Source organism: Aeromonas sp. S5(2024) (assembly GCF_041403025.1).
Lineage (GTDB): Bacteria > Pseudomonadota > Gammaproteobacteria > Enterobacterales > Aeromonadaceae > Aeromonas > Aeromonas hydrophila.
The window spans coordinates 223,886-236,353 of record NZ_JBGLRI010000008.1 but is presented as its reverse complement, the minus strand read 5'-3'; the positions used below and the strand labels follow the sequence as shown (position 1 = coordinate 236,353).

General features: G+C 59.9%; 10 protein-coding genes, 1 tRNA gene and 1 rRNA gene. 5 read left to right on the top strand and 7 right to left on the bottom strand.

What is annotated here, in order from left to right; translation table 11 throughout:
- Positions 1-95 precede the first annotated feature (95 nt).
- The 3 genes from rrf (at position 96) to tcdA (ending at position 1,367) form a co-directional block, all read left to right on the top strand.
- A 5S ribosomal RNA gene (gene rrf / locus ACB032_RS16445) occupies positions 96-210 on the top strand.
- Positions 211-307: 97 nt separating this feature from the next.
- Positions 308-384: transfer RNA gene (locus ACB032_RS16440), tRNA-Asp, on the top strand.
- A gap of 146 nt (positions 385-530) precedes the next feature.
- Positions 531-1,367 (top strand): tRNA cyclic N6-threonylcarbamoyladenosine(37) synthase TcdA, encoded by an 837-nt coding sequence (gene tcdA / locus ACB032_RS16435; protein WP_371138339.1) that lies wholly within the window; start codon positions 531-533, stop codon positions 1,365-1,367.
- Positions 1,368-1,388: 21 nt separating this feature from the next.
- Here the strand turns inward: tcdA and ACB032_RS16430 are convergent, their stop codons facing one another.
- Together ACB032_RS16430 and ACB032_RS16425 are read right to left on the bottom strand one after the other, a co-directional pair.
- Entirely contained in the window at positions 1,389-1,823 is a 435-nt protein-coding gene (locus tag ACB032_RS16430; RefSeq protein WP_371138338.1) for a SufE family protein, read from the bottom strand.
- Between the two features lie 13 nt (positions 1,824-1,836).
- Positions 1,837-3,057, bottom strand: a complete 1,221-nt coding sequence (locus ACB032_RS16425) for an aminotransferase class V-fold PLP-dependent enzyme (protein ID WP_371138337.1) — start codon at positions 3,055-3,057, stop codon at positions 1,837-1,839.
- 152 nt (positions 3,058-3,209) lie between these two features.
- Here ACB032_RS16425 and rep point away from each other — a divergent pair, with 152 nt between their 5' ends.
- Positions 3,210-5,222 carry a DNA helicase Rep gene (gene rep, locus ACB032_RS16420; protein ID WP_016352380.1) on the top strand — a complete coding sequence of 671 codons (2,013 nt, stop codon included), beginning with the start codon at positions 3,210-3,212 and terminating at the stop codon, positions 5,220-5,222.
- A gap of 7 nt (positions 5,223-5,229) precedes the next feature.
- On the opposite strand, the gene ACB032_RS16415 is transcribed toward rep, so the two are convergent.
- From ACB032_RS16415 to ACB032_RS16395, 5 genes are all read right to left on the bottom strand, one after another.
- Positions 5,230-7,515: a bifunctional diguanylate cyclase/phosphodiesterase gene (locus ACB032_RS16415; protein WP_224479761.1), complete on the bottom strand. Its 2,286-nt coding sequence runs from the start codon at positions 7,513-7,515 to the stop codon at positions 5,230-5,232.
- Between the two features lie 85 nt (positions 7,516-7,600).
- Complete coding sequence (locus ACB032_RS16410) at positions 7,601-8,056, bottom strand: cytochrome c5 family protein (RefSeq protein ID WP_016352378.1); 456 nt, start codon at positions 8,054-8,056, stop codon at positions 7,601-7,603.
- A gap of 200 nt (positions 8,057-8,256) precedes the next feature.
- Positions 8,257-9,285 (bottom strand): L-threonine 3-dehydrogenase, encoded by a 1,029-nt coding sequence (gene tdh / locus ACB032_RS16405; RefSeq protein WP_016352377.1) that lies wholly within the window; start codon positions 9,283-9,285, stop codon positions 8,257-8,259.
- Positions 9,286-9,341: 56 nt separating this feature from the next.
- Positions 9,342-10,532, bottom strand: coding sequence for a glycine C-acetyltransferase (locus tag ACB032_RS16400; protein WP_043126108.1), 1,191 nt, complete (start codon positions 10,530-10,532; stop codon positions 9,342-9,344).
- A 115-nt stretch (positions 10,533-10,647) separates the two neighbouring features.
- Complete coding sequence (locus ACB032_RS16395) at positions 10,648-11,292, bottom strand: TetR/AcrR family transcriptional regulator (protein WP_011707886.1); 645 nt, start codon at positions 11,290-11,292, stop codon at positions 10,648-10,650.
- Positions 11,293-11,448: 156 nt separating this feature from the next.
- Here ACB032_RS16395 and rfaD point away from each other — a divergent pair, with 156 nt between their 5' ends.
- Positions 11,449-12,405, top strand: a complete 957-nt coding sequence (gene rfaD, locus ACB032_RS16390; RefSeq protein WP_024945510.1) for an ADP-glyceromanno-heptose 6-epimerase — start codon at positions 11,449-11,451, stop codon at positions 12,403-12,405.
- The last annotated feature ends 63 nt before the right edge of the window (positions 12,406-12,468 follow it).

Sequence of the window (12,468 nt, the reverse complement as noted above, 5' to 3'; positions counted from 1 at the left end):
AGGCTTAACCATACAACACCCAAGAAGTGTTCTAAGGCTTGTAGCAGATACCGAGAACGAACAACAAAATCAGCTTTCTTAGATTGAAGAATTTGCCTGGCGGCCATAGCGCCGTGGAACCACCTGAACCCATGCCGAACTCAGAAGTGAAACGCGGTAGCGCCGATGGTAGTGTGGCATTCGCCATGCGAGAGTAGGACACTGCCAGGCACCCAATTAAACAGCGACGTGCACATCACGACGTTGGCCGAGAGGATGACACCTCAATGAAGCGGCAGACAATTTAGCAAAAAGCTAACCAGACAGCGGAGCGGTAGTTCAGTCGGTTAGAATACCGGCCTGTCACGCCGGGGGTCGCGGGTTCGAGTCCCGTCCGCTCCGCCACTAACAAGAAGCCCAGTCTAACGACTGGGCTTTTTTTCGTTTCCGACACCGCATTCCTTTTCCCTCACCTCAACACCGCCATCATCCGATCATCGCCCCTGAGAGAGGTTGCCGCTATAATGGCCGCCCTCAAGCAAGGTGGTGGTATGAAAGCAGAGTATCTACAGCGATTCGGGGGCATTGCCCGTCTTTATGGTCAGAGTGCGCTGCGCTCCTTCAGCCAGGCGAAAGTCTGTGTGGTCGGGATCGGTGGCGTCGGCTCCTGGGTGGCCGAGGCGCTGGCTCGGGCCGGTATCAACCAGATCACCCTGATCGACATGGACGATATCTGTATCACCAACACCAATCGCCAGATCCACGCCATGCAGGGGACGGTCGGTCGTCTCAAGACGGAGGTGATGGCCGAGCGCATCCGTGCCATCAATCCGGATTGCGAGGTGATCGAAGTGGATGACTTCGTCACCGTCGACAACCTGGCCGAGCATATCAAGCGGGAGTTTGACTATGTGGTGGATGCCATCGACTCGGTCAAGGCCAAGGTAGCGCTGATTGCCTTCTGCAAGCGCAACAAGATTCCGGTAATCGTGGCCGGCGGTGCCGGCGGGCAGATGGACCCGACCCAAATCACCGTGGCCGACCTGGCCAAGACCATTCAGGATCCGCTGGCCGCCAAGGTGCGCTCCGACCTGCGCCGGCTGCACAACTTCAGCAAGAATCCGGCGCGCAAGTTCGGGGTGGAGTGCGTCTTCTCAACCGAGCAGCTGAGTTATCCGGATGGCAATGGCGGCACCTGCCAGGCCAAGGCGGCCAGCGACGGCAATATGAAGATGGATTGTGCCTCTGGCTTCGGCGCCGTTACGCCGGTGACGGCCACCTTTGGGCTGGTCGCCGCGTCCCGGGTATTGAAGAAGATTGCCGAGCGGGGAGCCCGTGCCGAGAAAGAGGCCGGGAATGAAGGTGCAGGGTCGATTGACGAAGCCTGATCGACCACTGGGCAAGGCGGGTTAGACGGCCTGCTCCCGGATTGCCAACACGATAGCTCTGAGCCCGTTGCCCCGTGACGGGCTCAAGTGTTTCTCAAGCCCCAGTTCGGTGAAATAGCCCTCCATGTCGAAGGACTGGATCGCCGCTGCGGGTTGGTGGTTGAGCGCCGCCAGCACGATGACGATAAGGCCCCGCACGATGCGGGCATCTGAATCGCAGGCAAAGTGCCAGTTACCATCCTCGCCTTTCTCCCCCTTCAGCCAGGCCTGGCTTTCACATCCCTTGAGGCGAAATGCCTCCTGCTGCCATTCGCCGGGCAGGGCAGGCAGCTGCTTGCCGAGCTGGATGATGAGCCGGTATTGGTTCTCCCAGCCGTGGGCTGCGGCAAATTGCTGACGGATGCTATTTGCGTCGGGCTCAACGCCAATCTGGGTATAGCTTGCGAGGTCACACATTGGATTGTCTGCCTTAGAAGAAGTCACTGAGTTTGTGCAGGGCGGCCAGCAGGGCGTCGACATCGTCCCGATTGTTGTAGCAGGCCAGCGAGGCGCGCAGGGTACCGCCGATACCGAGCGATTCCATCAGCGGCATGGCGCAGTGATGGCCGACCCGCAGCGCGATCCCCTGCATGTCGAGCAGGGTGGCGGCATCTTGCGGGTGGATATCCTCCAGCAGGAAGGAGACGGCGCCTGCGCGTTGGCGAGGTTCGCCGACCAGACGCAGCCCCGGCAACTGTTGCAGCCCGGCAACCAGATAGTCGGTCAGCGCCGCTTCATAACTGGCCAATGAGTCCCTGTCCTGCTCCATCACAAACTCGATAGCCACTGCGAGACCGATGGCACCGGCAATATGAGGGGTGCCGGCTTCAAACTTGAAGGGCAGGGTGTTGAAGGTGGTGCCGGCGAAGCTGACTCTGTCGATCATCTCGCCCCCCGCTTGCCAGGGTGGCATCCGGTCCAGCAGCTCGGTGCGCCCCCACAGCACGCCGATCCCGGTCGGGCCATAGAGCTTGTGGCTGGAGAAGGCGTAGAAGTCGCAGCCAATAGCCTGCACATCTACCTCGAGATGGGCCACCGCCTGGGCGCCGTCGATCAGGGTCAGGGCCCCGACCGCCTTGGCCGCTGCCACCATCTCTTTGACTGGATTGACGGTGCCAAGGGCATTGGAGACGTGGGCCACGCTCACCAGCCGGGTACGTGGCCCCAGCATGGCGCGATAGGCCGCCAGATCGAGATCGCCCCGCTCATCGAGAGGGATGACCCGGATCACGGCACCGGTACGCTGGGCAATCAGCTGCCAGGGGACAATGTTGGCGTGGTGCTCCAGGGTGCTGAGCACTATCTCGTCTCCCGCCTGAAGTTCGCTCATGCCCCAGCTCTGGGCCACCAGATTGATCGCCTCAGTAGTGCCACGGGTCCAGATTACCTCGCGACTGTGAGGCGCATTGATAAAGCGGGCAACCGTCTCGCGGGCGGCCTCGAAGGCTCGGGTGGCGCGGCCGCTCAGGGCATGGGCGGCGCGGTGTACGTTGGCGTTGTCGGCGCTGTAGTAATGCGCGATGGCGTCCAGCACCGCCTGGGGTTTCTGGGTGGTGGCGGCGTTGTCCAGATAGATCAGAGGGTGGCCGTTGACCTCTTGCGCCAAGGCCGGAAACTGGCTGCGCAGCCGGGCGTGCTGTTGCTGGTTCATGCTCCCCTCATATCATCTGGAAAAGTCGGCCATGATCCGGAAAATGGCGGCCAAACACAAGGCACTGTGGCGGGATATTGCCTGCGGTTTCGGCTGCCTGCGGGATCTCTGTTACAATGCCGCCCCTCATCATAAGCCAAGAGATCCGGCCCATGAAGCTCAACCCCAATCAGAACGAAGCGGTCAAGTTTGTCTCCGGCCCTTGCCTGGTGCTGGCGGGTGCCGGATCGGGCAAGACCCGCGTCATCACCAACAAGATTGCCTATCTGGTACAGCAGTGCGGCTACAACGCGCGCAACATCGCCGCCGTGACCTTCACCAACAAGGCGGCACGAGAGATGAAGGAGCGGGTCGGCCAGACCCTGGGTCGCAAGGAGGCGCGGGGGCTGATGGTCTCCACCTTCCACACCCTAGGGCTCGAGATCATCCGCCGCGAGCACAAGAGCCTGAACCTCAAGGCCAATTTTTCCCTGTTTGACGATACCGACCAGCTGGCGCTGTTGAAAGAGCTGACCGAGGCGGAGCTCGACAACGACAAGGACAAGCTCTCGGCCCTCATCAGCCAGATATCCAACTGGAAGAACGACCTCATCCTGCCGGCTCGCGCCATGCGCATCGCCCGCGGCCCGGAAGAAGTGTTGCTGGCCCAGCTCTATGAACGCTATCACCGCCAGATGGTGGCCTACAACGCGCTGGATTTTGACGATCTCATCGTGATGCCGACCCTGCTGCTCAAGAGCAACGAGGAGGTACGCACCCGCTGGCAGAACAAGATCCGTTATCTGCTGGTCGACGAATATCAGGACACCAACACCAGCCAGTACGAGCTGGTGAAGCAAATTGTCGGCGAGCGGGCCCGTTTTACCGTGGTGGGGGACGATGACCAGTCCATCTACTCCTGGCGTGGGGCCAAGCCGCAGAACCTGGTGTTGCTGAACGAGGATTTTCCCAGCCTCAAGCTCATCAAGCTGGAGCAGAACTACCGTTCCAAGAAGCGGATCCTCAAGTGCGCCAATATCCTGATCGCCAACAACCCCCACGTCTATGACAAGGCGCTCTTCTCCGAGCTCGATGAAGGGGTGAAGCTCAAGGTGCTGTTTGCCAAGAATGAGGAGCATGAGGCGGAGCGTATCGCCGCCGAGCTGATGGGCCACAAGTTCATGAACCGCACCCGGTTCAAAGACTACGCCATCCTCTATCGGGGCAACCATCAGTCGCGCATCTTCGAGAAGGCGCTGATGACCAACCGCATTCCCTACCGTATCTCGGGCGGCACCTCGTTTTTCTCCCGCACCGAGATCAAGGACATCATGGCCTACCTCAAGCTGCTGGTGAACCCGGACGAGGACACGGCCTTCCTGCGGGTGGTCAACCTGCCGCGCCGGGAGATCGGCCCCACCACCCTCGAAAAACTGGGCCAGTATGCCAACCAGCGTGGCAAGAGCCTGTTTGCCGCCAGCTTCGAGCTGGGGCTGGAGCAACACCTCTCCGGGCGTGGTCTATCCGCCCTGCAGGCCTTCACCAACTGGCTGGTGCGGCTCGGCGATCAGGCGCTGCGCGGCAATCCGGTGGAGGCGGTGCGGGACATGATCAAGGAGATCCACTACGAGGAGTGGCTCTACGAGACCTCTCCCAGCCCGAAGGCGGCAGAGATGCGGATGCAGAACGTCTCCACCCTTTACCGCTGGATCACCGAGATGCTGGAGGGGGATGAGCTGGAGGAAGCAATGACTCTGGCTCAGGTGGTTACCCGGCTCACCCTGCGTGACATGATGGAGCGCAACGAGGGAGAGGATGAGGCTGATCAGGTGCAGCTGATGACCCTGCACGCCTCCAAGGGGCTGGAGTTTCCCTATGTCTACATGGTGGGCATGGAGGAGGGCTTGCTGCCCCATCAGACCAGCATCGATGAAGACAACGTGGAGGAGGAGCGGCGCCTCGCCTATGTGGGCATCACCCGGGCCCAGACCGAGCTCACTTTTACCCTCTGCAAGGAGCGGCGCCAGTACGGCGAGTCAGTGCGGCCGGAGCCGAGCCGCTTCCTGCTGGAGTTGCCGCAGGACGATCTGGAGTGGGAAAACCAGAAGAAGGTGACGGCCGAGGAGCGTCAGCAGAAGGGGCAGGTCGGGGTCGCCAACCTGAGAGCGCTGTTCAAGAAGGATTGAGTGGTGGTTAGCCGCGCTCGTTCTTGGTCTGGGTGAGCAGGGGGGGGATATCGGCTCCGGGCATGGGGGGCGAGATATAGCGCCCCTGGCCCATCAAGCAGCCCAGGTCGATCAGTTTCTGCAACTGCTGCTGGTTTTCGATGCCTTCCACCACCAGGGTAAAGTCCAGATCCTGGCAGATGTCGCGCATGGCACGAATGAGGGCGAGATCCTTGGGGGACTGCAGCATGCGATGGGTGAAGCTGTCATCCACCTTGATGTAGTCCACCGGAAAGTGGAACAGGGCGTTGAGGGAAGAAAACCCGGTCCCAAAGTCATCCAGACTGATCTGGATACCCTTGGCTCTCAATTCGTGCAAAGAGGTGAGGGCATCGGAGTCCTGCCGTGACAGCTCCCGCTCGTTGAACTCGAAGATCAGATAGCCGGGGGCGATCCCCTCGGATTCGATGATTTCAACCAACTTCATGATCTGCTCATGGCTGACCAGATGCTTGCCGGACAAGTTGATGGCCACCTTGAACTTGCTCTGGCCTGACAGCGGCAGCCACTCCTTCAATTGTTGGCAGGTGTGGCTCAGGATCTGGTAGTCCAGCTCCTGAATGAGACCGCACTGCTCCGCCAGCGGGATAAAGTCGAACGCGTCTTTGAGTACCCCCTCTTCGGTGATCCAGCGGGCCATCACCTCCAGCCCGGTCAGCCGACTGTCCTTGAGTCGGATCACCGGCTGAAAATAGGGGACGATGCGCCCTTCGCGCAGCGCTCTTGCCAGCATCTCTTCCGGCGAGGCCCAGGTCTGGACCGAGCACTCTTCCGAATAGCTGACGATGCGACTGCGGCCGTTGCGTTTGGCCTGGTACATGGCCAAGTCGGCCTGATGGAGCAGCTGGCTGATGTCGGAGGTCTGTTCCGATACGCTGGCCACCCCCAGACTGACCGTGATGCCCAGCTCGTTGCCCATCAGCCGAAAAGGGTAGGAGAGGCGACTGATGATGCGGTTGAGTACCGGGCTGATATCCTCCTCGGTCTTGCTGTTGTCCAGATAGATGACGAATTCATCCCCACCCAGCCTGGCCACCATGTCGTTTTGTCGAATGCAGGTCTGCAGGCGGCGGCTCATCTCCTTGAGCAGTTGGTCACCGGCGCTATGGCCCAGGGTGTCGTTGACCTGCTTGAAGTGGTCCACATCGATGAAGATCAGCGAGAAACCGGGCGACTTGTAGCGGTGAAAGTGGGTCATGGCATGGTTGAGGTGATTCATCAGCAGGGCCCGGTTGGGCAGCTGGGTCAGCGGATCGTGCAGGGCGTCGAACTGCAGCCGGCGTTCCAGCTCCTGATGCTGCTTGAGCTGCTTTTGCAGCCTGAGGTTGGTCTGACGCAGCTGTTGCAGGCGCTGGTTGATGGAATCTTCCGAGTTGATGTCGTGCAGCTGCTGGCGGATCCGCCTCAGCTCCAGCAGCAGGGTGAGCTGGCTGCGCAGGAAGTCGAGAAACAGCCGGTCATCGGTTTCCAGCGGGTGTTGCAGGCTGATGAGAAAGTGGGCGAAGTACTGCTGCTGAAGGCGCAGCGGTTGGCTATACCAGTAGAGCTGCTCCTTGTGCTGTTCCATGTTGTTGGTGCTGTGGCACAGCCCGGTAATGAACTCGTCGCTGTGGGGGGGCTGCTCCGGATAGATCTTCTCGAGCCGGTGGCTGTCGATGCGCACCAGCAGCATGTCCTGAATGGCCAGCATCTGGCGAAGTACCGCCTCGAGCTGGGAGAACAGCGCCTGACTGGGCAAGGTGTTGGCCAGCCGGATGATGCGGTTGATGCTCTCGATTTTCTTCTGCCAGTCAGGGTCTTTGCGGATCAGCGGTGAGGCCAGCTCCGACAGCTGGGAGCCTGCCTGGGTCTCGTTCAATCGCTTGGCCAGGCACTCCAGCAACAGGCGCAGGGTTGGCAGCTCCTTGGGCTGGCAGCAGGCCAGCAGCCACTGGACTTGACCATGCTCGACCGGCAGCGAACACCAGCCATCGGCTTCATCGAGCTGGGTCAGTTGATCGGTGATGCGTGACTCTTCCAGCCCCAGCTGCAATTTGAAGCTGTCGGAGATCTGGTATTCGCATACCCACTGCAGGCCGGCTTCCGACAAGCCGAGCATGCCGAAATGCTGCAGCGGACAGAGCTGGTTCAACTGCTGGATCAGGGTGTCGTAATCTTTGGAAGTGGCGGCGGAGGGGGCGGGGAAATCCATAATAGCGGAGACCAACGCCAGCAAGGGAGTCGAGTAATGGGGTGCTATTGGTTGCGCTGACATGAGTAACTCCCGGTTTGCCTACCCTACAAAGAGTAGCCGGAAGTCATCAGATTGAAAGGGCCGCAAATGCGGCCCTTTCAAACACTTAGAGCTTGTCGATCATGTAGTGAATGGCGTTTTCGATCTCTTCATCGCTACAGGTGGCGCAAGTTCCTCGTGGCGGCATCACACCGGTCTTGCCTGCGAAGCCGGCAATGGCGTGTTTCTTAAGCGTTTCAATGCCTTGGGCGATACGTGGTTCCCAGGCGGCCTTGTCGCCACGCTTGGGTGCACCGGCGATGCCGGCATCGTGGCAGGCGAAGCAGGCGCCCTTGAACACGGCTTCGCCGTCGCGCGGACCAGATGCCGCTGTCGCCGCAGGGGCTGCGCCTGCGGTCGCAATCCCTTCCAGATCCTTGGCGGTATAGACTTGACCGACAGGCTTGATCCGCTCGGCAATTGCCTCCGGTGACATATCATCGGCAGCAAGCACTACGCCGGACAAACTGGCGGCCGTCATCCCGACCGCCAGCAAATAGCTCAGTTTTTTCAACACGCTCATGTACTCCCAGCAGGCTTTTATTATCCCTAGAAAACGACTGGATTATAACCGAATAGTTACAGCCATTTAAACGCTTGTGTGTGAAGTGTTAAGCACTCTGCGTGCAAAGTTTCTTCGTCAGATCACAAACTGGCGAGGCTGGCCCGAAAAAAAGAAACCCGGTTTTCACCGGGTTTCATCTCATGGGCGGGACGAAAGGCTTATTTGTCCCAGCTGAGGATCACCTTGCCGGACTGGCCTGAGCGCATGGCATCGAACCCTTGCTGGAAGTCGTCGATGTGGAAGCGATGGGTGATGATGGGGGAGAGATCCAGCCCGGACTGGATCAGGCTGGCCATCTTGTACCAGGTCTCGAACATCTCACGACCGTAGATCCCTTTGATAAACAAACCCTTGAAGATCACCTTGCCCCAGTCGATGGCCATGGTAGCGGGGGGGATGCCGAGCATGGCGATTTTGCCGCCGTGGTTCATCTTGTCGATCATGTCCTGGAAGGCGCTGGGTACGCCGGACATCTCCAGCCCCACGTCGAACCCTTCGGTCATGCCGAGTTCGCTCATCACGTCGCTGAGCTGCTCCTTGGCCACGTTGACGGCGCGGGTGGCACCCATCTTGCGGGCCAGCTCGAGCCGGTATTCGTTGACGTCGGTGATCACCACGTGGCGGGCACCCACGTGGCGGCAGACGGCGGCGGCCATGATGCCGATGGGGCCGGCGCCGGTGATCAGCACGTCTTCACCGACCAGGTCGAAGGAGAGGGCGGTGTGCACCGCGTTGCCGAACGGATCGAAGATGGCGGCCAGTTCATCGGGGACGTTGTCCGGCAGCTTGAAGGCGTTGAAGGCCGGGATCACCAGATACTCGGCGAAGGCGCCGGGGCGGTTGACACCCACGCCTATGGTGTTGCGGCACAGGTGGGTGCGGCCGGCACGGCAGTTGCGGCAGTGGCCACAGGTGATGTGGCCCTCACCGGATACCCGGTCTCCGACCGCGAAGCCGCGCACTTCCTGGCCGATTGCGACCACTTCCCCGACGTATTCGTGGCCGACCACCATGGGCACCGGGATGGTCTTCTGTGACCATTCGTCCCAGTTGTAGATATGGATGTCGGTGCCACAGATGGCGGTCTTGCGGATCTTGATCAGCAGGTCGTTGTGGCCGAGTTCGGGGGCCGGTACGTCCGTCATCCAGATGCCGACTTCTTTGTGCAGTTTGGAGAGCGCTTTCATGGTTGTTCCTTCACGATGAATGCAGAAAGAAGGGGCGCCAGGCCCCTTGATTCAAATCAGATGATGTCGAGTTCGCGGCCGATGCGAATGAAGGCATCGATGGCCTTGTCCAGTTGCTCACGAGTGTGGGCGGCGGACATCTGGGTGCGGATGCGGGCCTGACCCTTGGGCACCACCGGGAAGGAGAAGCCCACCACGTAGATGCCGGCGGCCAGCATGCGGCTTGCCATCTCGGCGGCCAGTTTGGCGTCACCCAGCATCACCGGAATGATGGCGTGATCGGCCCCGGCCAGGGTGAAGCCGGCGGCGCTCATCCGTTCGCGGAAGTATTGGCTGTTCTCCTTGAGGCTGGAGCGCAGCGCATGCCCGTCGGCCAGCATGTCGATCACCTTGATGGTGGCGGCGACGATGGAGGGGGCCAGCGAGTTGGAGAAGAGATAGGGGCGGGAACGCTGGCGCAACCAGTCGATCACCTCCTTCTTGCCGGAGGTGTAGCCACCGGAGGCGCCGCCGAGCGCCTTGCCCAGGGTGCCGGTGATGATGTCGACCCTGTCCATCACGCCACAGTATTCGTGGGTGCCGCGGCCGTTCTCGCCGATGAAGCCGACGGCGTGGGAGTCGTCCACCATCACCAGTGCGTCGTACTTGTCGGCCAGATCGCAGATGGATTTGAGGTCGGCAATGACGCCATCCATGGAGAAGACGCCGTCGGTGGCGATCAGCTTGAAGCGGGCGCCGTCGGCGTCAGCCTGCTTGAGCTGGGCTTCCAGCTCGGCCATGTCGTTGTTGGCGTAGCGATAGCGCTTGGCCTTGCACAACCGGACCCCGTCGATGATGGAGGCGTGGTTGAGGGCATCGGAGATGATGGCGTCTTCGGCACCGAACAGGGTTTCGAACAGACCGCCATTGGCATCGAAGCAGGAGGAGTAGAGGATGGTGTCTTCGGTGCCCAGGAAGGCAGACATCTTCTGCTCAAGCTCCTTGTGCTGATCCTGGGTGCCGCAGATGAAACGGACCGAGGCCATGCCGAAGCCGTGGCTGTCCAGCCCCTGATGAGCTGCTGCGATCAGGTCCGGGTGGTTGGCCAGCCCCAGATAGTTGTTGGCACAGAAGTTCAGCACCTGCTCACCGCCCACCGCAATCCGGGCCTGCTGGGCCGAGGTGATGACGCGCTCCTGCTTGTACAACCCTTCAGCCTGCACCTGCTCAAGCTGCTCGGTCAGGTGACGATAGAATCCGTTAGACATCCTCGATCCTTATTGGCTATTTCAGCTGATTATCAACAATGGGCAGTATTTTACTGCAATCTGTTGCGGTGAATTCAAATGATTGTGCTGACATTCAACAATTGTGAAACAGATCTCACCCAGCTGGTTGGGCCAGTTGACGATAGTGCTGTTCCAGCTGGCGGATCTGGTCGGCCACCTGGGGCTGCACATAGGGGCGCAGCAGGAACAGTACCCGCAAGACTCCCTGATAGAGCAACGGCTTGGTGATGCGGGTGTTGGGGGCCTGGGCAATCTGGAACGGGATCCAGCAGGTGACCACCATCTTGATGGTCTGGCCCAGATCCGGCAGATCCTCGTCGCTGACATTTATGATGCCGCCCTCGCGCAGGCTTCTGAGCAGGGCCACCACGGCGGCGCGCAACTGCTCCTGGGCCTTGAGGTATTTTTGCTGCAGTGGCTCATCGCGGCTGAGGATGTCCGGCAGATTGGCGTAGAAGAAGCGAAACTGCCACATCAGATAGAAGATGGCATCCAGATAGCCCATCAGGTTTTCCAGCTTGATCTCGTCGCTGCGCGCCGGCGTGAAGCTCTCGCTCAGGTGGCGGGCGTACTGGTCGAAGATGGAGTGGATGATGTCTTCTTTATTGCGGAAGTGGTAATAGAGGTTGCCCGGGCTGATGCCCAGATGGGCAGCAATGTGGTTGGTGGTGATGTTGCGCTCACCCTGATCGTTGAACAGCTCGGTGGCGCTGTGAATGATCCTGTCTCTGGTTTTCATCGCTGTTCCCTCTGCCGGGCCCCTGGCCGGTGAAATCGTCAAGGTCGAATCCCCTTGCGGCCCGTGATAAACTTTTCGGCAATTTCAAATTGGCTCACTATACACAGCTTTAACAGGCAGTCACACGTGGCCATCAACGTACGCGAGGCAAACTCCATGATCGTAGTAACTGGCGGTGCTGGCTTTATCGGCAGCAATCTGGTCAAGCAGCTGAACGCTCAAGGACGGACCGATGTGGTGGTCATCGATGACCTGACCGACGGCACCAAGTTCGTCAATCTGGTCGATCTGACCATTGCCGATTACATGGATAAGGATGAGTTCCAGGCGCGGATCGTTTCCGGCGACGAATTTGAAGAGTGGGATGGCGGCATTGAGGTGATCTTCCACGAAGGTGCCTGCTCCGCCACTACCGAGTGGAACGGCAAGTTCATCATGGAGGTCAACTACGAGTACTCCAAGGATCTGTTCCACTACTGCATCGAGCGGGAAATCCCGTTCATCTACGCCTCTTCTGCCGCCACCTATGGCGGGCGTAACGACAACTTCATCGAAGATCCGAAGTTCGAGCAGCCGCTCAACGTCTACGGCTACTCCAAGCAGCTGTTCGACCAGTACGTGCGTCGCTGGATGCCGGAGATCAATTCTCAGGTAGTCGGTCTCAAGTACTTCAACGTCTATGGCCCGCGCGAGCAGCACAAGGGCTCCATGGCCTCGGTTGCCTTCCACCTCAATACCCAGGTGAAGAAGGGCGAGAATCCCAAGCTGTTCGAAGGCTGCGACGGTTTCCCCAACGGCGGCCAGATGCGCGATTTCATCTATGTGGATGACGTCTGCAAGGTGAACCTCTGGTTCTGGCAGAATCCGCAGCACTCCGGCATTTTCAACTGCGGTACCGGCCGGGCCGAACCGTTCCAGAATGTGGCCGAAGCGGTGATCAAGCATCATCAGAAGGGTGCCATCGAGTACATTCCCTTCCCGGATCACCTCAAGGGGCGCTATCAGAGCTTTACCCAGGCGGATATGACCAAGCTGCGCGGCGTCGGTTATGACGCCGAGTTCAAAACCGTGGCCGAAGGGGTCGCGGATTATATGGCGTGGCTCAACCGCTAACGGGTGAGCTTTACACCGCCATGTGCAGACAAGCCGGAAGCAGGCCATACCTGCTTCCGGCTC